This window comes from Serratia sp. CY82433 (genome assembly GCF_052166535.1).
GTDB lineage: Bacteria > Pseudomonadota > Gammaproteobacteria > Enterobacterales > Enterobacteriaceae > Serratia > Serratia sarumanii.
In genome coordinates this window covers 335,611-355,075 of record NZ_JBJNOR010000002.1, presented here as the reverse complement: position 1 = coordinate 355,075, position 19,465 = coordinate 335,611, and the positions used below count along the sequence as shown (strand labels likewise).

Here is a 19,465-nt window from a genome sequence, read left to right as displayed (position 1 = left end):
TTATCATTTAACAATAACAATCAGGGAAAAACATGCGACTCATTCACCTCTCACCAGTGGCGGCCGCGATGCGCCGCGGCGCGTTGCTGTGCGCGCTGTGCGGCACCGGGGCGCTGGCGCAGGATGCGCCGGCCAAAACGGACGTAAAAGAAGATACCCTCACCGTGACCGCCGGCGCGGCGGCGCGGGATGACTATGTGGCTCCCGGCGTCACCACGCTGGGGAAAATCCCGCTGAAACCGCGTGAAGTGGCCCAGTCGGTCAGCGTGATCGATCGCCAGCAGATGGAGCAGCAGAATCTCACATCGCTGGATGCGGTGATGACGCGCGCCACCGGCGTCACCAGCGCCCCCTTCGTGTTGCTGACCACCGCGTGGTATGCGCGCGGCTTCAAGATCGATTCGTTCGAACTGGACGGCGTGCCGACGCTGCTGGGCAATACCGCCAGCTCGCCGCAGGACATGGCGGTGTATGAGCGGGTGGAGATCCTGCGCGGCTCCAACGGCCTGCTGCACGGGCTCGGCAACCCGGCGGCCACGGTCAACATGGTGCGCAAGCACGGACTGGCGCAAAACCGCGCGCAGTTTACCGCCAGCGCCGGGAGCTGGAATCAGTATCGCGGCGAAGCGGACGTGGGCGGCCCGCTGAACGCGTCGGGCAGCGTGCGCGGCCGTGCGGTGATGGCATGGGAAGATCGCGATTATTTCTATCGCGTCTCGGATCAGAAAACCCGTTTGCTGTATGCCACCGTCGACGCCGATCTGACGCCGGATACCCTGCTGCGTGTCGGCGCGCAGTACCAAACCATCGATTCCGTCACCAATATGGCCGGGGTGCCGATGGGGAAAGACGGCAGCGATCTGCACCTGCCGCGCAGCACCTATCTGGACGTGGACTGGGATCGCTTCAAATGGGACACCACGCGGCTGTTCGCCGCGGTGGAGCATCGGCTGAACGACGACTGGCAGGCCAAGCTGAGCGGCGACTATCTGCACGCCAAGTCTCGCCTGCTGTATGCCGGCGCTTGGGGCAACGTCGATCCGGCCACCGGCGACGGCGCGGCGCTGATGGGCGGCGCCTATCGTTTTCGCAATCAGCAGCTGGGGCTGGACGCCAGCCTGAACGGCAAGATCGACGCCTGGGGGTTGCGGCACGAGCTGGTCGTCGGCGCCAGCTACACCCATGCCGAAGAAGAACAGTTCACCGCACGGTTTGATTCGGTGTTTCAGGTGCCGGTGAACGTCTACCGCTGGGATCCGCACGGCGTGCCGAAGCCAGCGATCGGCGCTTACAGCTCGCCGGGGTCGACCAAAACCGTTCAGCACGGGGTGTACGGCATGGGCCGCATTAAACTGGCGGAGCCGCTGACGCTGGTGGCCGGCGCGCGCGAAAGCTGGTGGCAACTGCGTTCGCCCAGCGACACTCTGGAAGAGAACGCGCGTCTGACCCCCTACGGCGGCCTGATCTGGGATTTCGCCAAAGACTGGTCGTGGTATGCCAGCTACGCCACGGTGTTTCAGCCGCAGAGCGGCAAAACCTGGAGCGGGCAGATGCTTAAGCCGGTGGAGGGCCGCACGTTGGAAAGCGGGGTGAAGGCGTCGCTGATGAATGGCGCGCTCAACCTCTCGGCCGCGGCGTTCCGCATCGATCTGGAGAACAACCCGCAGGTGGATCCCGATCACCCGGGCGGCGGTTTCGATACCTGGTATATCAGCGGCGGCAAGGCTCGCAGTGAAGGCCTCGAGCTGGAAGGGCGCGGATACCTCACGCCATGGTGGGACGTCACGCTCGGCTACACCTATACCGACACGCGCTACACCCGCGACGCCGGCAACCAGGGGCGCGCCTACAACAGCCTGACGCCGCGTCATATGCTGCGGCTGTGGAGCGATTACGACCTGCCGTGGGATCAGCGCAAGTGGAGCATCGGCGGCGGCATCCAGGCGCAGAGCGCGTTCAGCAGCGCCAATGGCGCGACGACGCTGCGCCAGGGCGGCTATGCGCTGGTCAACGCACGGCTGGGGTATCGCATCGACGAGACCTGGTCGGCGGCGCTCAACGTCAACAATCTGTTCGATCGCCGCTACTACGCCGGGCTTTTCTCGCCGCAGTGGAACAACCGTTACGGTGAACCGCGCAACCTGATGTTCACCGTCAAGGCCGAGTTTTGATGAATATGCGCGTATGGGCGGCGTGCCTCGGCAGCGCCATGGGGGGCGTTACCCTGGCGCTGCTGTTGGCGCGCGGCTATCCCTCGGCCGACCCGCTCGATCGGCTTTACGGCGCGCTGTTTCTGGCGTTGTTCGGCGGCATCGCGTTGCTGACGTATAGCCTGCTGGCGCCGGACTGGCGTCGCACGCTGCTGCGCGCCTGGTTGTGGTGGCCGCTGCCGCTGGCGCTGCTGGAGGCGTGGCGATGAACGCCGTCGCGCGACGGGCTTTGGCGTCGCTGCATCGGGGCTGCGGCGCGTTGTTCGGCTGCGCGCTGTTCGTGGTCCTGTTCACCGGCTGCTGGAGCCTGGCCGGCGACAGCTTCACGCTGTGGTGGAACGGCGTGACGATGAGCGGCGAGCAACGGCCGTTGGCGCAGCTGCTGGACGACGCGAAAGCCTACGGTGAAGACGGCGCGGCGCCTTACGTCATGCTGCCGAGCGCGCGTTATCCGGTGATTCGCTTTTGCCGCGCCCCGGACGACTGCGCCCTCGCGCTGAGCGCCGTCAGCGGGCGGCTGGTCAGCCTGACGGCACCTACCACGCTGTTGGTGACGCTGCACAAGAACCTGTTTCTCGGCTTTCCCGGTCGGGTGTTTCTCAGTTTGTTCGGCATCGCGTTCGCTTTGCTGCTGATCAGCGGGATTGCGCTGCATGGTCGACGGCTGCGCCAGCTGTTGCAGCTGCGGCGGCGTCAGGGGCTGCGGGTGCTGCTGTTCGATCTGCACAATCTGTTGGGGCTTTGGTGCTATCCGTGGCTGGTGATGTTCGCTTTGACCGGCGCGTTATCCGGCCTCGGCGCGCTCGGTACTGTGCTGCTGGCCGACCGCGTCAGCCCCGGTGCGCCGCAGCGGGTGATGGCGCAGCTGATGGGCGGTGCGCAACCTGCACCGCCCTTGCCTGACGCCGGGCGTACTCTTGCGCAGACGATGGCGGCGCTGCGGCGCCAGGCACCGGAATTTACGCCGCAAACCCTGCAGCGCGCGCCGGATGGTGCATTGCTGGCGGTGGGCGGCGTCACTCGCGGTATTCCCAGCAGCGCGCTGTTCGAGCAATTTCGTTTCGGCAGCGGCGAGCAGCCGGCGCTGATGCGGCGCAGCGCCGCTCATCAGGGGCCATGGACGCGCGCGTTCATCGCCGTTCAGCCGCTGCACTATGGCCAATACGCCTGGTTGCCGCGGGCGGCGGCGGCGGTGAGCGCGCTGCATTTTTTGGCCGGGTTCGGCGCGGCGACGCTGGCGCTGAGCGGGCTGGGATTGTGGTGCCTACGGCAGCCGCAGCGCCGTGCCGCGCGCTTTATCACCGGCGTCTGCTGTGGTCTGACGGTGGCGGGAAGTCTGCTGTTGGCCGCCCGGCCGCTGGCGGCGTTCCCTGCCGCCTGGCTGTTTTGGGGAATGTGGGGCGCGGTGGCGCTGTTGGCGTGGCGAGTTTGGCCGGGGTGGTTATTGTTCCTCAGCGGAATGGCCAGCGGTACGGCGCTGCTGGTGGCGGCGCTCGGCCATATGCTCAGCGCCGGCCCCGGCCTGTACTGGCTGGACAGCGCTTTACTGTTAGTCAGCGCGGCTCTGTTCGCCGCCGGCTCCTTGTTATGGCAATCGCGCGGTGCCTGGCCGCGCCAATTGGAGTAAAACATGCGACAACTATTGCAACATCGGCATCTGGTGCTGACCCTGGGGCTGCTCTATTTTAGTCAGGGCATCCCGATCGGCATCGCCATGGATGCGTTGCCGACCCTGCTGCGCCATGACGGCGCCAGCCTGCAGGCGCTGGCGTTTTTGCCGCTGGTGGGGTTGCCCTGGGTGGTGAAGTTTCTTTGGGCGCCGCTGGTGGATAATCACTGGTCGCCACGCTTCGGACGCCGCCGCAGTTGGATTATTCCGCTGCAGTGCGTGGTGACGATGTGCCTGATCCTGCTCAGCGCGGTCGGCATTTCCGCGGCGGCGGCAGGGCTGTGCGTCGCGCTGCTGGCCGTCGCGTCGCTGGCCAGCGCTACGCAGGATATCGCCACTGATGGCATGGCGGCGGAACACGTCAGCGGTGAGTTGCTGTCGCGCGTCAATGCCATTCAAATCGCCGGGGTGATGAGCGGCTTCTTCGTCGGCGGGGCGGGCATGATGATGCTGAGTGCCCGGGTAGGCGTGCAGGGTGCGCTGCTGGCGATGGCGATCTTCCCTGCCGTCAGCCTGCTGGCGATTGGCCGCTTCCGACAACACGCCGATCTGCCGCCCGAACGCGCCGATTCGCGTCCGGCCAGCCTGCTGCGCACGCTGCGCCGTCGCGGCGCGGCGCGGTTGCTGACGCTCACGCTGCTGTCGGCGGTGACCGCGGTATCCGGCTTCGGGTTGGCCAAGCTGTTTTTAACCGATCACGGTTGGACGCCGGCGCAGGTCGGCCAGATCGGCATGGCCGGCGGCATGGTGACGCTGGTGCTCGGGTGCGGTGGCGGCGCCTGGCTGGTGAGCCGGCTCGGGGTGTGGAAGGCGTTCGCGGTTGGCCTGGGTTGTGCGCTGTGCGCCTCGCTGTGCTGGCTGGCGATGGCCAACTGGGGTCTGCAATCCGGCGGCGTGATCGCCGCGGTGATGGGAGGCGCGCTGGCTTCCGGAGTGACCTCGGTCGCTATCATGACTGCCGGCATGCAGTTCGCTGCGCAGGGCGATCAGGCGGGCACAGACATGACCATGGTGCAAAGCTCGCGCGATATCGGGGAAATGGTCAGCAATATGCTGATGGTGGGGATGACCGCCAGCCTGGGCTACCGTTTTTCCTTCGCGTTGGCGGCCGCTTTGGCCGTGCTGCTGCTGGGCATCAATCTGGCCAGCAACCGGCACCCTGCGGCGGTGCGGCGGCAAGAAGAGTAGAGGAGATAGTTGGGGCCGGTTAAACCAGCTATCGATGTTTAACTGTGGCGAGCTGAGCAAGCGCCCCAGCTTCCCGGCCAGCCTGATCGAGCGCGAGTCGGTGGCGGCGGGGCCGTATTGGGGAAAGACATAATTGCGTACCCGCCTTTTTCAGGTGCTACAACGCTTGAACCCGTCCCTTCGACAAAGCAAAAATCCCCAGCGCGCTGCCCAACGCCAGGGCGCTGGCGGCTGCCGTGGATAGCGCGAACTCGCGCGTGTAGGGCAACAGCAGGCCAGCCGCAGAGATGCTGCCCAGTAGCAGGCTAAAGAACAGCGCTTTTTTACGATAGGGCGCCTTTAGGTTGAGATAGGCGGCGACGGCGCAGACGATAAGTGTTCCGCCGACGACGACCAACAGCGGCAGGATAATGAATGCCCCGGCGAGGAGATTGGACAGCCCAACGTCCCCCACGCCGGCGTAAGAGACAATAAGGAACATGATGCCGATGGCTAATACCGTGCTCAGTTTGATGACGATATAAGTGCTCGCGCACAGGTTAAGCGCCTTTAATGCTACTAGCATCACGTTGTTTGCCATCGTTCATCCTTGAGTTTGTCGGATAGGGGCCGCGTTGGTCTGGGGAATGGTTTATCTTACCCCAACCCCCCAATCCTTCCCCGAATCTCTTCCTCCGGCAGATCCACACCAATAAATACCAAGGTGCTCCGGCGTTCCTCATCAGGCAGCCATTCCCGATCCCAGTCGGCGTTATACAGCCGCTGTACGCCCTGGAACAGCAGGCGGCGCGGCTCGTCTTCGATAGACAGGATGCCTTTGTAGCGCAGCAGGTTGTCGGCGTATTCCAGCAGCAGGCCTTCCATCACGTCGGAGATTTGCATCAGCGGCAGTGGGCGTTCCAGCGTCACGACAATTGAGCGGATGTCGCTCTGCGGCTGCGGGATGCGGCGGAACAGCGGGGCGTGCGGCGTCAGGTTCAGCTTGTCGTTCAGCGTGAAGCCTTCGATGTCGAACAGCACGCTCAGATCGATATCGCCGTGCGTCACCTGGTAGACCGGCGCGCGGGCGTTCATCCGCTGCAGCCGCTGGATCAGCGCCTCGCAGTCCGGCGCCACGTCGGTTTTGGTCAGCAGGATGCGGTCGGCGTAGCCCACCTGCGCCTGGGCGATGCTGAACTGGCTCAGCTGCTGCTCGGCGTGTACCGCGTCCACCAGGGTGATGATGCCGTCCAGCAGGAAGCGCTCGCACAGGATCTCGTGCGAGAAAAAGGTCTGGGTAATCGGGCCGGGATCGGCCATACCGGTGCATTCGATGATCAGCCGGTCGAACGCCAGCTGGCCGCTGTCGACGCCGTCCAGCAGATCCAGCAGCGCGTCCGCCAGTTCGTTGGATTTGCTGCAGCAGATGCAGCCGTTGCTCAACGTGGTGATGCGGCTGGCGCGATCGCCGATCAGCGCGTCGTCGATCGGCACTTCGCCGAACTCGTTCTCGATGACCGCGATTTTATAGCCGTGTTCGGCGTTCAGGATGTGGCGCAGCAGGGTGGTTTTGCCGGCGCCCAAAAAGCCGGTCAGGATGGTGACTGCAATGGGTTTCATACGGGTCCTTGTGACTGCGGGTTAACAGCAGCGCATGCCGCCTTTGCCGTCGCCGCCGTAGCGCGCTTGCTGGCGCTCGCGGAAAAATTCTTTATAGGTCATCACCGGCTTGTCCGGGTGGTTGTCTTTCATGTGCTGGACGTAGGTATCGTAGTCAGGCACGCCCACCAACATGCGCGCCGCCTGCCCGAGATACTTCCCCGCCTGGCCGAGATTTCCGAACATAAGCCTTCTCCAACTTTACCCTGCATCACTACAGCGCTTGCTTAAGCCTGATATTAGGGGAAGCCGGGGGATGGGGTTCCCGCAGGGATGCCCCACCTCCGGGTCGCCCCGGGTATCTCGATTGCATCGCGCCGCACGCCTGGCATCTTGCGATACGCAGGCCGTGCGGCTTTGGGTACTACTTAACGTTATTATGCAGGGTATCCGTTAAATCACATCAATGCTGGGTCGAAACTTTGACCTCCCCCTCAGTTACGCCGTCGGCGGGCGCGGCCTGCGGCACCGGCACGTAAGGCGTTTCCTGGTCGGTGCGTTTCGGGTTCTTGTGCGCCGCCATCGCGGTTTTCACCCCGTAGAAGATGATGCTGTACACCACCAGCAGGAACAGAATGCTCAGCCCGGCGTTGGTGTAGTTGTTCACCACGATGTGGTTCATGTTGGCGATCTGCTGGGCGCTCAGCTCGGCGCCGCCTTCGGCGATCTTGCGCTTGTACTCGCCGGCCAGGAAGAAGAAGCCTTCCAACTGCGGGTTGTCGCTGAACAGCTTCAGCCCCAGCGCGTAGGTGGTGCAGATCAGCAGCCACACCGCCGGTAGCACGGTCACCCAGATGTATTGGGTGCGCTTCATCTTAATCAGCACCACGGTGCCCAGAACCAGCGCCACGGCGGCCAGCATCTGGTTGGAGATGCCGAACAGCGGCCACAGGCTCTTCACGCCGCCGAGCGGATCCACCACGCCCTGATACAGCAGGTAGCCCCACAGCCCGACGCAGCCGGCGGTGCCGACGATGCCGGCCACCAGCGAGTCGGTTTTCTTCAGGAACGGCACGAAGTTGCCCAGCAGATCCTGCAGCATAAAGCGGCCGGAGCGGGTGCCGGCGTCCAGCGCGGTCAGGATGAACAGCGCCTCGAACAGAATGCCGAAGTGGTACCAGAAGCCCATGTTGGCGCCCGGAATGATCTGATGGAACACGTGGGCGATGCCCACCGCCAGCGTTGGCGCGCCGCCGGCGCGGTTCAGCACCGAAGGTTCGCCGATGTCGGTGGCGGTCTGCAGGATCTGTTCCGGGCTGATGACGAAGCCCCAGGAGCTGACCGCCGCCGCCGCGTGCACGGTGACGTCCTTCAGCGAAGCCATGATCATTGGCGCGTCTTCGGTGCCTAAGCGGTGCAGATCCGGCATGGTGATGCCCAGCGCCGCCGGCGGGGTGTTCATGGCGAAGTACAGGCCCGGCTCGATGATAGAAGCAGCCACCAGCGCCATGATGGCGACGAAGGACTCCATCAGCATCGCGCCGTAGCCGATAAAGCGCGCGTCGGTCTCATTGGCCAGCAGCTTCGGCGTGGTGCCGGAGGCGATCAGCGCATGGAAGCCGGAGACCGCGCCGCAGGCGATGGTGATGAACAGGAACGGGAACAGTGTGCCTTTCCACACCGGGCCGGTGCCGTCGACGAACTGGGTGACCGCCGGCATTTTCAGCTCAGGGTTGAGGATCACGATGCCGATCGCCAGCCCGACGATCACGCCGATTTTCAGGAAGGTGGCCAGGTAGTCGCGCGGCGCCAGGATCAGCCACACCGGCAGCAGGGCGGAGACGAACGCGTAGCCGATCAGCGTGAAGGTGATGGTGGTGTCTTTAAAGGTCAGCGCCGGGCCCCAGTACGGGTCGTGCGCCACCACGCCGCCGAACCAGATGGCGGCCACCAGCAGCACGATGCCGATGACTGACACTTCACCCACGCGGCCGGGGCGCAGGTAGCGCATGTAGATGCCCATAAACAGCGCGATTGGCACGGTGGAGCAGACGGTGAACACCCCCCACGGGCTTTCCGCCAGCGCTTTCACCACGATCAGCGCCAGCACCGCCAGGATGATGATCATGATCAGGAAGCAGCCGAACAGCGCGATGGTGCCCGGTATCGGCCCCATCTCTTTTTTGATGATCTCACCGAGCGAGGCGCCGTTGCGGCGCGAGGAGATGAACAGCACCATAAAGTCCTGCACCGCCCCCGCCAGCACCACGCCGCCCAGCAGCCACAGCGTGCCGGGCAGATAGCCGACCTGCGCGGCCAGCACCGGCCCCACCAGCGGCCCGGCGCCGGCGATGGCGGCGAAGTGGTGGCCGAACAGCACGTTCTTGTTGGTCGGCACGTAGTTGAGGCCGTCGTTGTTGACCACCGCCGGGGTGGCGCGGCCGGCGTCCAGCTTCATCACCCTGGTGGCGATGTACAGGCTGTAGTAGCGGTAGGCCACCAGATACACCGCCACCGAAGCGACGACGATCCACAGCGCGCTGATGTGTTCGCCGCGGCGCAGCGCCACCACGCCGAGGCAGGCTGCGCCGAGTATCCCCAGCAGCATCCACGGAATGTGCTTTAAAATCCCCTCTCGTTTCATGAGGTATCCTTAATTCCAGTCTGCAAAATATGAATGAACTCATCCGCTTGTAAGAGATGTCAGAGTGGCGCGGTGAGCCGTAGCGTCTTTCCCGAGGTAAGGCGGGTTTAGGAACAGCTCATCATCGCCGGGGGTAAGGGGGGAAGACAGGCGTATTTCGGTCAGCGGTCAGATCCGCCGGGTGAACGGTTGGATTGACGGGGTAAGCGGTTGGCGGCCTGGAGAAGAGATTTGGCCGCCGGCGGGCGACGGCCTGTCTCCTCAGGCCGTCTGCATGGCCTGCAGCAGGTGGATAAACGCGGCGCTGAGCGGCGGCGTGGCCGGCTCATGGCGGGTAAAGACGTAAAAGCGCGCGCTGATGTCTATCTCCTGCGTCGGGATTTTCTGCAGGTGCAGCTGCGGGGCGTAGTGTGCGACCACCCGATCGCTCAGCAGCGCGATATAGCCTTGCTGCCTGACCAGGCACCAGGTCGCCAGAAAGGAGTCGGTCTCGACGATCTGGCCGTGCGGCGTATAGCGTTCGGCGATCTCGCGGATGGCGGCATGCCCCACCGAGCAGGAGCGCGGCACCACCCATTTGGCCTCGGCCGGCGGCTGCCCGGCTGCGGTAAGATCGCCTCCCTGATAGAGCGAGAAGCGCTCGCTCTTCAGCGCCTGCATGGCCAGATCGGCGCCGCCCGCCGCGCCGTTCAGGCTGCTGACCGCCAAATCCAGCTCGCAGTTTCGCAGCCGGGCCAGCAGGCCTTCCGGGCCGTCCTCCACCACCGTCACCCGGGTATGCGGGTAGCGGCGGTTGAAGCCTTCGAGCACCTGAGGCAGGTAGCACAGCAGCGGATCGACGCTCATCCCCACCCGCAGGCGCTTCTCGCCGTCAGCGCTCATGCCGCGCAGCTCGTCAAACGCGTTGAGCAACTGATTGGTGGCGGCGTCTATTCGCCGGTAAAACAGCTCGCCGACCGCCGTCAGGCGCACGCCGCGGTTGCTGCGCTCCAGCAGCCGCGCACCGATGGTCATTTCCAGCTCTTTCAGCACCCGGCTGAGCGTCGGCTGCGAGATGGCCAGCTTTTTCGCGGCCTCGTGCAAGCTTCCACAGTGGACAATGTCTTTGAACATCGTCAGATGCGCCAGCTTTGGCATGGTTTTCATGGTTGATCTCCCTGGAAGTGAAAGGCATCAGCCGGAGCCGGCGATGCGGCTGTAATAGGCCTGTTTCATCATGCTGTCGTTCAGCAATTTATTGATGGTCTGGTCGAGCACCGGCGTGGTGACGGAGGCCGGCATCAGCGTGGCGGTGATCTCCACGTCGTCGTCGCCGAAGGGTTCGATATCCAGATGCGAGATAAAGCAGTTTTCCCCTTGCAGCACCTGTTTGAATTTGGCCAGCGCCTCACGCTGCTCATGCTCGAAGGCAATGACGCAAATCTGGTAGGTAGACTCGCCGTTAACGTCATTGAAGGGCTGTTTGTTGACCATATTGACCAGAGGGCGCAACAGGGTGTTGGCGGCGAGCACAAACAGCGTGGCGGCCAGCGCATCACCGTACAGGCCGCAGCCGGCGCAGGCGCCGACCGCCGCGGAGCCCCAGAGCGTGGCGGCGGTGTTCAGGCCGCGGATATTCATCCCTTCCTTCATGATGGCCCCGGCGCCGAGAAAGCCGACGCCGGAGACCACGTAGGAAATGACGCGCACCGCGCCGCCGCTGCCGTCGATGGTCATGGCCAGATGGACGAAGATCGCCGCGCTGGTGGCCACCAGCGTGTTGGTGCGCAGCCCGGCGGTGCGCTGGCGGAACTGTCTTTCGTAGCCGATGGCGGCGCCCAGGACGGACGCGGTCAGCAGCGTCAGCAGTGTATGAATGAAATGCATGATAATAACTCGATGTATTATCCGCTTATCATGAGCCACCCGTGGTGGGGTAACTCTTGATAAACAGGTAGTTAAGTTGGCGGGGTTCCGTCCCGCCAGGCCAGGGCGGCGCTCAGTGCGCGGCGGCGATCTGCCGGCTGAGCGTCTCGCTGATTTTGTCCGTCAGCGGCTGCATCCCCTCGCGGGTGCGCGCCTCGCGGCGCTGCGTGATGTGATAGCAGCCGTCGAGGGTGCCGGCGCCCAGCAGGAGGATGCGGTCAGACATCATCACCGCCTCCTCTACGCTGTGGGTGACCAGCACGATGGAGCGGGTTTTGATTTGGCGCGTGCTCCAGATACGCAGCAGATCGCTGCGCAGGTGTTCGCCGGTATAGACGTCCAGCGCGGAAAAGGGCTCGTCCAGCAACAGCAGCATCGGTTCTACCGCCAGTGCGCGCGCGAAGCCGACCCGCTGGCGCATGCCGCCGGAAAGCTCGCGCGGGTAGGCGTCGCGGTAGGGCGTGAGCCCGACCAGATCGAGCATTTTCAGCGTCTGGGCTTCGACCACCTGCGGCGGCAGATCCTGCGCCTGCAGCCCGAAGGCGATATTTTGGTAGACGTTCAGCCACGGGAAAATGGCGAAGGTCTGGAACACCATGTTGATCTGCGGATTCGGCCCCGAGACTTTTTTATCCCCCAGCATCACGGTGCCCAGATCCGGCGCGATCAGGCCGGAAAGAATGCGCAGCAGGGTGGATTTACCCGAGCCGGACTGCCCCAAAATGCTGACGACCTCGTTGTCGTAAAGGCGCAAATTGATTTCATTCAGCACCAGACGTTTTTCTTTACCGGTAGGCTGAACGCTTTTGCTGACGTTATTGACCGTCAGCAGCGTGGTTTTTTTTACCAACATGATCTGTCTCCACCCAATTAAAAATATGAGCATGGAAAAAGGGCCGATACTTATCGCCGGGCAGGCGTAAAATAAATGCGGGTGCAAATAAGCCTGACCGTTATCGGACTGTTAATACGCTTATGCTGGAGGGGTTAGCCCATCGGGCGTGCCGGTGCGGCATGCGCGGAGGCCAGAGGCTGAAGGGTAAAGCGAAGGGATGTTATAACTGACTCATATCCTGACACTTTCAGGATGCAATGGGATGACTATTGCTCCTGTGACCTCAGCGATTCCAACAATAAAATAAACAACCAACTGTCGCCGTCCATATCATACTCCCGTTATTTTTCGTGTGGCCATAATACGCGTGCCATAGCCTGTTATTCAATGTGGTTACGCCGAATTATGGCGGCAAAATGTAATTTAATATGAATGCGGGAAAGATTTTCTTTATTCATTAAACGGGGCGTAAACGGAAGGTGCGAGAATGAATATAGGCATCATTTTATGGAAATATAAACCTGAATTAAACGAGAGAATAAGAGGCCAGCGGAAAGTCACATAATAAACCGGCCGGAGAGCGCCCTCCGGCCGGGATGAGGATCAGAACTGATACATGATGCCGGTTTCGACGATGTCGTCGGCGCCGGCGCCGACGGCGTTCTGCCGTTGCAGCAGGTTGAGTTTGTACTCTACGTAGGTCGACATGTTGGCGTTGAAGCTGTAATTCAGCGCCAGATCCAGGTATTTGACCAGATCGGCGTCGCCAATGCCGGGCAGGTTGCTGCCGCGCGTTTGCAGGTAGGCTACCGAGGGCGTGACACCGGAATCGAAGTGATACTGCGCGACCGCCTCAATAGCGTCCGCGCGGGGGGCGAAGCCGGCGTAGCGATCGCCGTCGACGTAGGTCATGTTCTCGGTACGCGCGTAGCTTGCCGCCAGGTAGAGGTTGTCCTGGTCGTATTTCAGCCCCAGCGTCCAGGCCCGGGCGCGATCGCCGTCAGCCAGGCCGAAGCGCTGTTGCGCCAGCGTGCGCGCAGAGTTGGCGTAGGCGGCGCCAACGTTGAGCCCCACGCCGGTGTCGTAGGTGGCGGAAAAGGCGTAGCCATCGCCGTTTTGCGTCTGGATATCCTTCGCCCGTTGAGCGTCGTCCCCCCGATTCTTCCCCTGATATTGCAGGCCGAGATCCAGGCCGTCGACCAGACCGCCCAGGCTGCGGCTGTGGTAGGTCAGCAGGCCGTTGGCGCGGCCGCTCATAAAGTTGTCGGCCGCTTCGTAGCTGTCGTTGCCGAATTCAGGCAGCACGTCCGTCCAGCCGGCCACGTCATACAGCAGGCCGTAGTTGCGGCCGTAATCCAGACTGCCCCAGTGGCCGAACGTCAATCCGGCAAAGCCCAGGCGGGTATAGCTGTCGCCCGGCCCGGCGCTTTCCGGCTGATCGAGCCCTGCCTGATATTCCCATTGGCCATACCCCGTCAGCGCGTCGCCGATCTGCGTCTCGCCTTTGAAGCCGAAGCGGGTATAGGAGCGGTCGCCGTTATTGTCGGCGTCGCTGCTGAAGTAATGCACGCCGTTCAGCTGGCCGTACAGATCCAGTTTATTGCCGTCTTTATTGACGATTTCCGCGCCGGTGGCGGCCGCCGGCAGCAGGATGGCCAGCGTCATCAGCACGCTTTTATGGTTCATTTCAGTTCCCCAAGTGGATGAAAACAGGGCCGTTAACCGGCCGATTGCGCTTGCGCGATTTTTTTGTACAGGCAGCTGCGGATCCGATCGGTGAGGTGCCGCAGGCTGTCCCGGTTGCGCGCCGCACGCGGGAGGTTGACGCTGAACTCGTCGTCGATCCGTTTGCTGGTCGCGTCCAGGATCAGCACCCGATCGGACATCAGCACCGCTTCTTCGACGTCGTGCGTCACCATCACCATGGCGCGCGTGCGCAGCCGGTTGTCTCCCCACAGCGCCAGCAGGTCGCCCCGCAGTTTTTGCGCGGTAAAGATATCGAGGGCGGAGAAGGGTTCGTCCAGCAGCAAGAGGTCGGGCTCTACCGCCAACGCCCGGGCGAAGCCCACCCGTTGACGCATGCCGCCCGAGAGCTCGCGTGGCCAGGCGTGCTCATAGCCGGTCAGGCCCACCAGGCGCAGCAGCGCTCCCAGCCGCTCGGCGATCGTCTGCGGCGGCAGCCGTTGCGCCAGCAGGCCGAAGGCGATGTTGTCGTACACCGTTAGCCAGGGATAGAGCGCGTAGGACTGAAACACCATGCCGACGTTGGCGCTCGGGCCGTCGACCGGTTTGCCCGCCAGCGTGAGCGTGCCGCTGTCCGGTGGGATCAGCCCGGCCAGCATGCGCAGCAGCGTGGACTTGCCCGAGCCGGATTGCCCCAGAATGGTGACGAACTCGCCGGCGTGCACGGTCAGCGTCACGTCGCGCAGCACGGGTTTGGGGCGCTTGTTTTCGCCGATAAACGTCTTGTTCAGCCGGCGGGCGCTGATAATCACGTCTTGAGTCAGCATGTTGTTCCCCCTTGATCAGTCATATTTGAATTTGGTTTCCGCGATGCGATACAGCGGTTGCCAGACGAAGATGATGCACAGCGCCACCAGCGCGCACATGGCGGCGCAGCCCAGCGCGGACTCCGGGTTCTTGCCGGCGTCGGTGACGACAGAAATGAACGCGCCCAGCCCGGTGGCGCTGAGGGTGGTGCTGCCCCACTGGATCACCTCGGCGGCGATGGCGCTGTTCCAGGCGCCACCGGCGGCGGAGATGATGCCCGTCACGATGTAGGGGAAGATCGCCGGCAGCATGTAGTAGCGCCACCAGCGGAAGCGGCGCAGCCCGAAGGTTTCGCTGACCTCGGTGATCTGCGTTGGAATGGCGGATACGCCGGCGATCACGTTAAACAACACGTACCACTGGGTGCCCAGCATGATCATCGGGATGGCCCACCAGCCGAGATCCTGATGATAAATGGCGATGAAGGCGGCGATCAGCGGGTAGAAAATGTTGGGCGGAATGGCCGCCAGGATCTGGATGATCGGCTGGAAGATCTTCACCAGCCGCGGATTCATGCCGATCCACACCCCCAGCGGCGTGAAGATCGCCACGCTGAGCAGCATGGCTGCGGCCACGCGCGCGGTGGTGAGCAGCATCCATTCCGGCAGCATGGCGAAGTACTGTTTGGGGAAGTATTCCCACAGCCGGTAACCGAACCAGACGCAGGCCAGCACCACGCCGAGATACCACAGGCTGCGCCACAGCCAGTTTCCCTTGGCGGCGAGCCTGAACAGGCGGTGCAGGCCGAGGGCGTACCACAGCCGCGGCAGCTTGAACAGCCACAGGTCAGCCAGCGCGCGCAGCGTGTGGCCCAGTGCCGCACCGACGTGCGAAAAGGCCAGACTGTTGTAGAACCACGGATTGCCGAGCGGCCGGCTGGCGGTGACGTCTTCGTATTTGAAGCGCGCGGTGTAGCGCACCAGCGGGCGGAAAACCAGCTGATCGAGCAGCACGATGTTGGCGGCCAGCGCGACGATCGCATACAGGATCGCCGGCACGTTCTGCTGCGCCAGCGCTTCGGCGATATAGGAGCCGACGCCGGGCAGTTCGACCGAGCGATCGCCGACCGGAATGGCCTCGGAGGCCACCAGGGCGAACCAGGCGGCGGATTGCGACACCATAGCGTTCCACAGCAGGCCCGGCACCGAATAGATGAACTCCAGCCGCCAGAAGCGTTGCCACGGGTTGTAATTGAAGCTGCGGGCGGCTTCATCCAGCTCCTTGGGCACGATGCGCAGCGTCTGATACAGCGTCAGCATCATGTTCCAGGCCTGGCCGGTAAACACCGCGAAGATGGCGGTGCACTCCAGCCCCATCACGCTGTGCGGGTAGAGGTTGAGAAAATACACGGTCGTGAAGGTCAGGAACCCTACCAGCGGCACCGACTCCATAAAGTTGACGAAGGGCAGGATCACCCGGCGCAGTGGCGTATAGCGCGCGGCCAGCACGGCGAATACCACAGAAAACAGCAGCGACCAGGCCATGCCGAGGAGAAAGCGCATGCTGGTTCTGAGCGAATAATAAAGCAGGTTCCAGGCATCAAGACTAATGGCAGAGACGTTTTGTTCATTGAAGTCACCGTGCATGTCACCCCAGGCACGAATAAAAAAGGCAATGAAAAAAACACCGATGGCGATAACGATAAAGTCATTTAAATAAGACTTTCTGAAAACAGATGTACCCCGGTTATTTTGCATAACGCAATACCTTATTTTTCCCATAAGAAATCCGTCGGCGCTCGGGGAATATGCCCGGCGACACCAGATAAATACCGCCGTAGCGGTTGAGACAGACGTTGTTTTCGCAGCGGGGCGATGGGTGGGCCGGCAGAGTGGGAAAGGCCGTCAGAAGGGGAGCGGTTGCCGCATTCCGTGTCTTTCAGAATGCAACCTGGATGGCATTACTGAAAGACGCCCAATAGCATTAGCGTAAAACTAAAACTTTCATCGCCCATGGGGCCCTCCTCGGTTTAAATATGGCAGGGAAAGGGTAATGTTTTTCGCCAATAAAAAGCAATTGGCGCCGCGCGGTTTTTACGGTTGATGTGTAACAGGATAAATATTCATTTTTTAATCGCTATATCCGGAAAATAAAATAACGCATTGTGGTGGCGATAAAGACGGAAAAAATAAATCGCGGCGAAATAAAACGGCGCGCCTGAAGGGTGCGCGCCGCCGTAAATCAATAAACCTGCCTGCCGTTGATGCCGGCGGGGAAAATGCCGGTGGCGAAAATATGCCCGTTGGCCTGGATCTGGTCGTCGGGCAGCATCTCCAGCGGGAACTCGGCCGCTAGGCAGCTGAGAAAGGCGTTGCGATCGTCGGTGGTGGTAAAGCCAATCAGATCGTAGAACAGCAGCGACGCGATCAGCTGGCGATGTTCCGGGATGCGCCGCAGCAGCGCCGCCGACGGGAACGGCAGGTGGAAGAAAAACGCGCAGGCGTTAAGCAGCCCTTGCTCCTTCAGCGCCTGGGCGCAGGGCAGCAGTTGGTAGTCGTCGATGCAGACGGTATCGCCGGGGCACAGGTGCTCGCAGGCGATATCGGCAAACCGGCGGTTCAGCTGCCGATAGGCGCGGTAGTTTTCCGGCGTGAAGTGCGCCTTCTCCGGCTGGTTGTGGAACACCGGCCACAGGCCGTCGTGGTAATAGCCCTGATAGTGGCGGCGAAACTCCTCGATCGACAGCGGAAAGGTCACCTGATCGTAACCGGCGCGCTGCCGGCAGCTGATCGGGCGCTGCGCGAAATTCTGCACGTCGCCGTTCCAGCCGAGCCACAGCCCCGGTTCGGCATCGGTCGCCAGCGTCTGGCCGGCGCAGGCCAGATCCTTACCGTCGCACTGCTTGTTGGAAATCAGCACCAAACGAGACATGGGGGTCTCCTCATCAGTGAAGGGCGCGCAGGGCGTGTGCCGAACCATCGGCGCGCCAGGGTGTTTGCAGGGCGGGCAGCGTGACGCGCAGGCCGCGCAAGGCCGGATGCGCCAGGCAGCAGCGCGTCAGCCAGCTTCCCAACCCGACGCCGCGGTATTCGGCGCTGACGAACAGTTCGCTCACCGAGGCGAAGGTGGCGTAATCGGTCACCATGCGGGCGAAGCCGAGCAGGTGGCGCTTGCGGTACAGGCCAAAGCACAGGCCGTGGTGCACCAGACGCTCCGCCGCTGCCCGATCCGGCAGGCTGAGAAAACGTTGGATCGCCTCGATATCCAACAACTGCCGATCGGTGCTGATATGAAAAACGCCTTTGCGCCAGCAGAGCAGCGGCTGCACGGGCGCCCGTTGCGGTTGCATATTCATGATTATCCTTAGGTTAATGAACCGGGGGGTTACAGCATCCAGCCGAGTTCGGCGGCGGTGACCTGTTCCTCGAAGCGGCGCAGTTCGGCGCTTTTGCAGGTGTGCCACAGGGTGCAGAACGCCGGGCCGAGCAGCTCACGCAGCGGATCGCTGTGGCGGAACAGCGCCAGCGCCTCCTGCTGGCCGAGCGGCAAGGGCGCGGCGTTGTCGCTCTCGCAGCCGTTGGCGGCGGGCGGCAGCGGCAGCGGGTGTTCCAGCCCGTGCAGCAGGCCGCCGAGCATCACCGCCAGCGCCAGATAAGGGTTGGCGTCGGCGCCGGCCAGACGGTATTCGATGCGCTGGTTGGCGCTGTCGGCGCAGGGCAGGCGCAGCGCCACCGTGCGGTTGTTGTGGCCCCAGGAGGCGCGCAGCGGCACGTGCATGCCGGGGCGGAAGCGGCGAAACGCGTTGATGTTGGGCGCCAGGATCGCCATCGACGCCGGCATCAGCGCCAGCATGCCCGCCATCGCCTGCTGCATGTTGTCGCTCAGTTCGCCCGGCGCGCCGGTCAGCAGGTTCTCGCCGTGCTCGTTCTGCAGGCTGATGTGGAAATGCAGCCCGCTGCCGGCGGCGTGGGCGCAGGGCTTGGCCATAAAGCAGGCGTGCTGGTGATGTTGCTCGGCAATCTGCCGCGTCAGGCGCTTTAGCGCCATGATCTGGTCGCAGGCTTCCAGCACGCGCCGGCTGTGATGCAGATTCAGCTCGTACTGGCCGGAGGCGGCTTCGGCCACCACGCCGGTCAACGGCAGGTTTTGCAGCCGCGCGTGCCGTTCGATGTCGCTCAGCAGCGCATGGTGGCGCTCGGGCGCATCCACCGCAAAGCTCTGCGTTGGGCAGGTTTCCGCCGCGGCGGGGTGCTGCGGATCCTGCAGGTAGAACTCCAGCTCGGCCGCCACCACCGGGAAGCAGTTGCGCTCGTGCAGGCGCTTCAGCACCCGTTGCAGCACCACGCGCGGCTCCAGCTCGCAGGCGCCGCCGTCGGCATTTTGCATCGTCAGCAGCAGCTGGGCGTGGCGTTCGGGATCGCGCGCGCAGGGGCGCAGCGTGCCGGGCACCGGCAGGCACAAGCGATCCGGCTCGCCCGCCCGCAGCCCCAGCCCGCTTTCTTCAATCACCCGGCCGTGCAGATCCAGGGCGTAGATCGACAGCGGGAAGTAGCAGCCTTTCTCCAGCCCAAAGGCTTCGGCGATCGGCAGCCGCTTGCCGCGCAGCTGGCCGTTCAGATCGTGCAGATAAATATCCAACTGTTCGGTCTGCGGATAGCGCTGCAGGTAGTGTTCCAGCTCTTTGTGGAAGGCGCGCGTTGGCGAAGCGGGCAGCTCCGCCAGCAGCGGATTGAAGCCGATGATATTAGCATGCATGGCGTGCTCCAGAACGACGACCGGTCACGGCCAGAGGCAGGGATAAACGCATGGGACAACTCTCTTGTGAGGCCATAGCGGCGATGTGAAAAGGGTATCTGCGGCGGCAAAAACTGTCTGTAAAAACGCCGTAACGTTAACGGGGCGCGGAATAAAAATGCCGTAAAGAGCGTGGCGGCGTTGGCGGGTTG

General features: G+C 63.0%; 17 protein-coding genes. 4 read left to right on the top strand and 13 right to left on the bottom strand.

From position 1 onward, the window contains the following. Positions 1 to 32: 32 nt before the first annotated feature. Genes ACJ8PI_RS15225 through ACJ8PI_RS15210 form a run of 4 tightly spaced genes read left to right on the top strand, consistent with a single transcriptional unit; the run spans position 33 to position 5,067 of the window. Complete coding sequence (locus ACJ8PI_RS15225; RefSeq protein ID WP_193145599.1) at positions 33 to 2,171, top strand: TonB-dependent siderophore receptor; 2,139 nt, start codon at positions 33 to 35, stop codon at positions 2,169 to 2,171. Next, positions 2,171 to 2,419, top strand: coding sequence for a hypothetical protein (locus tag ACJ8PI_RS15220; protein WP_033652804.1), 249 nt, complete (start codon positions 2,171 to 2,173; stop codon positions 2,417 to 2,419). The genes ACJ8PI_RS15225 and ACJ8PI_RS15220 overlap by 1 nt, the downstream gene beginning before the upstream one ends. After that, positions 2,416 to 3,837 (top strand): PepSY-associated TM helix domain-containing protein, encoded by a 1,422-nt coding sequence (locus ACJ8PI_RS15215; protein WP_060422620.1) that lies wholly within the window; start codon positions 2,416 to 2,418, stop codon positions 3,835 to 3,837. The genes ACJ8PI_RS15220 and ACJ8PI_RS15215 overlap by 4 nt, the downstream gene beginning before the upstream one ends. A gap of 3 nt (positions 3,838 to 3,840) precedes the next feature. Further along, complete coding sequence (locus tag ACJ8PI_RS15210) at positions 3,841 to 5,067, top strand: RhtX/FptX family siderophore transporter (RefSeq protein ID WP_033652805.1); 1,227 nt, start codon at positions 3,841 to 3,843, stop codon at positions 5,065 to 5,067. 157 nt (positions 5,068 to 5,224) lie between these two features. On the opposite strand, the gene ACJ8PI_RS15205 is transcribed toward ACJ8PI_RS15210, so the two are convergent. The 13 genes from ACJ8PI_RS15205 to ACJ8PI_RS15145 all read right to left on the bottom strand — a co-directional run bounded on the left by ACJ8PI_RS15205 (position 5,225) and on the right by ACJ8PI_RS15145 (position 19,274). Next, positions 5,225 to 5,647 (bottom strand): hypothetical protein, encoded by a 423-nt coding sequence (locus tag ACJ8PI_RS15205; protein ID WP_033652806.1) that lies wholly within the window; start codon positions 5,645 to 5,647, stop codon positions 5,225 to 5,227. Between the two features lie 56 nt (positions 5,648 to 5,703). Next, on the bottom strand, positions 5,704 to 6,666 hold the full coding sequence (gene yjiA, locus ACJ8PI_RS15200) for a GTPase (RefSeq protein WP_033652807.1): 963 nt from the start codon (positions 6,664 to 6,666) through the stop codon (positions 5,704 to 5,706). Between the two features lie 21 nt (positions 6,667 to 6,687). Further along, positions 6,688 to 6,891, bottom strand: coding sequence for a YbdD/YjiX family protein (locus ACJ8PI_RS15195; RefSeq protein ID WP_004953088.1), 204 nt, complete (start codon positions 6,889 to 6,891; stop codon positions 6,688 to 6,690). Positions 6,892 to 7,108: 217 nt separating this feature from the next. Then, the gene (locus tag ACJ8PI_RS15190; protein ID WP_015376487.1) at positions 7,109 to 9,289 is read right to left on the bottom strand and encodes a carbon starvation CstA family protein; all 2,181 of its coding nucleotides are present in this window, start codon (positions 9,287 to 9,289) and stop codon (positions 7,109 to 7,111) included. Between the two features lie 261 nt (positions 9,290 to 9,550). Further along, complete coding sequence (locus ACJ8PI_RS15185) at positions 9,551 to 10,435, bottom strand: LysR family transcriptional regulator (protein WP_033652809.1); 885 nt, start codon at positions 10,433 to 10,435, stop codon at positions 9,551 to 9,553. A 27-nt stretch (positions 10,436 to 10,462) separates the two neighbouring features. Then, the gene (locus ACJ8PI_RS15180; RefSeq protein WP_019453282.1) at positions 10,463 to 11,155 is read right to left on the bottom strand and encodes an MgtC/SapB family protein; all 693 of its coding nucleotides are present in this window, start codon (positions 11,153 to 11,155) and stop codon (positions 10,463 to 10,465) included. Between the two features lie 112 nt (positions 11,156 to 11,267). Then, positions 11,268 to 12,047, bottom strand: coding sequence for an ABC transporter ATP-binding protein (locus ACJ8PI_RS15175; RefSeq protein ID WP_164134833.1), 780 nt, complete (start codon positions 12,045 to 12,047; stop codon positions 11,268 to 11,270). 585 nt (positions 12,048 to 12,632) lie between these two features. Next, complete coding sequence (locus ACJ8PI_RS15170) at positions 12,633 to 13,715, bottom strand: porin (RefSeq protein ID WP_164134832.1); 1,083 nt, start codon at positions 13,713 to 13,715, stop codon at positions 12,633 to 12,635. Between the two features lie 32 nt (positions 13,716 to 13,747). Continuing rightward, positions 13,748 to 14,539 (bottom strand): ABC transporter ATP-binding protein, encoded by a 792-nt coding sequence (locus ACJ8PI_RS15165; protein WP_053091945.1) that lies wholly within the window; start codon positions 14,537 to 14,539, stop codon positions 13,748 to 13,750. 15 nt (positions 14,540 to 14,554) lie between these two features. After that, entirely contained in the window at positions 14,555 to 16,081 is a 1,527-nt protein-coding gene (locus ACJ8PI_RS15160; RefSeq protein ID WP_086556823.1) for an ABC transporter permease subunit, read from the bottom strand. Positions 16,082 to 16,760: 679 nt separating this feature from the next. Next, the gene (locus tag ACJ8PI_RS15155) at positions 16,761 to 17,450 is read right to left on the bottom strand and encodes a trehalose-6-phosphate synthase (protein WP_033652815.1); all 690 of its coding nucleotides are present in this window, start codon (positions 17,448 to 17,450) and stop codon (positions 16,761 to 16,763) included. Between the two features lie 13 nt (positions 17,451 to 17,463). Next, positions 17,464 to 17,874, bottom strand: a complete 411-nt coding sequence (locus tag ACJ8PI_RS15150) for a GNAT family N-acetyltransferase (protein ID WP_164134831.1) — start codon at positions 17,872 to 17,874, stop codon at positions 17,464 to 17,466. 29 nt (positions 17,875 to 17,903) lie between these two features. Next, positions 17,904 to 19,274, bottom strand: coding sequence for a glutamine synthetase family protein (locus tag ACJ8PI_RS15145; protein ID WP_164134830.1), 1,371 nt, complete (start codon positions 19,272 to 19,274; stop codon positions 17,904 to 17,906). Positions 19,275 to 19,465 lie beyond the last annotated feature (191 nt).

Coding starts and splice junctions, on each gene's coding strand:
- ACJ8PI_RS15180 (WP_019453282.1), bottom strand. CDS start 11,155: ATGCATTTCATTCATACACTGCTGACGCTGCTGACCGCGTCCGTCCTG.
- ACJ8PI_RS15150 (WP_164134831.1), bottom strand. CDS start 17,874: ATGAATATGCAACCGCAACGGGCGCCCGTGCAGCCGCTGCTCTGCTGG.
- ACJ8PI_RS15165 (WP_053091945.1), bottom strand. CDS start 14,539: ATGCTGACTCAAGACGTGATTATCAGCGCCCGCCGGCTGAACAAGACG.
- ACJ8PI_RS15195 (WP_004953088.1), bottom strand. CDS start 6,891: ATGTTCGGAAATCTCGGCCAGGCGGGGAAGTATCTCGGGCAGGCGGCG.
- ACJ8PI_RS15190 (WP_015376487.1), bottom strand. CDS start 9,289: ATGAAACGAGAGGGGATTTTAAAGCACATTCCGTGGATGCTGCTGGGG.
- ACJ8PI_RS15225 (WP_193145599.1), top strand. CDS start 33: ATGCGACTCATTCACCTCTCACCAGTGGCGGCCGCGATGCGCCGCGGC.
- ACJ8PI_RS15205 (WP_033652806.1), bottom strand. CDS start 5,647: ATGGCAAACAACGTGATGCTAGTAGCATTAAAGGCGCTTAACCTGTGC.
- ACJ8PI_RS15145 (WP_164134830.1), bottom strand. CDS start 19,274: ATGCATGCTAATATCATCGGCTTCAATCCGCTGCTGGCGGAGCTGCCC.
- ACJ8PI_RS15210 (WP_033652805.1), top strand. CDS start 3,841: ATGCGACAACTATTGCAACATCGGCATCTGGTGCTGACCCTGGGGCTG.
- ACJ8PI_RS15170 (WP_164134832.1), bottom strand. CDS start 13,715: ATGAACCATAAAAGCGTGCTGATGACGCTGGCCATCCTGCTGCCGGCG.
- ACJ8PI_RS15175 (WP_164134833.1), bottom strand. CDS start 12,047: ATGTTGGTAAAAAAAACCACGCTGCTGACGGTCAATAACGTCAGCAAA.
- ACJ8PI_RS15185 (WP_033652809.1), bottom strand. CDS start 10,435: ATGAAAACCATGCCAAAGCTGGCGCATCTGACGATGTTCAAAGACATT.
- ACJ8PI_RS15220 (WP_033652804.1), top strand. CDS start 2,171: ATGAATATGCGCGTATGGGCGGCGTGCCTCGGCAGCGCCATGGGGGGC.
- yjiA (WP_033652807.1), bottom strand. CDS start 6,666: ATGAAACCCATTGCAGTCACCATCCTGACCGGCTTTTTGGGCGCCGGC.
- ACJ8PI_RS15215 (WP_060422620.1), top strand. CDS start 2,416: ATGAACGCCGTCGCGCGACGGGCTTTGGCGTCGCTGCATCGGGGCTGC.
- ACJ8PI_RS15155 (WP_033652815.1), bottom strand. CDS start 17,450: ATGTCTCGTTTGGTGCTGATTTCCAACAAGCAGTGCGACGGTAAGGAT.
- ACJ8PI_RS15160 (WP_086556823.1), bottom strand. CDS start 16,081: ATGCGCTTTCTCCTCGGCATGGCCTGGTCGCTGCTGTTTTCTGTGGTA.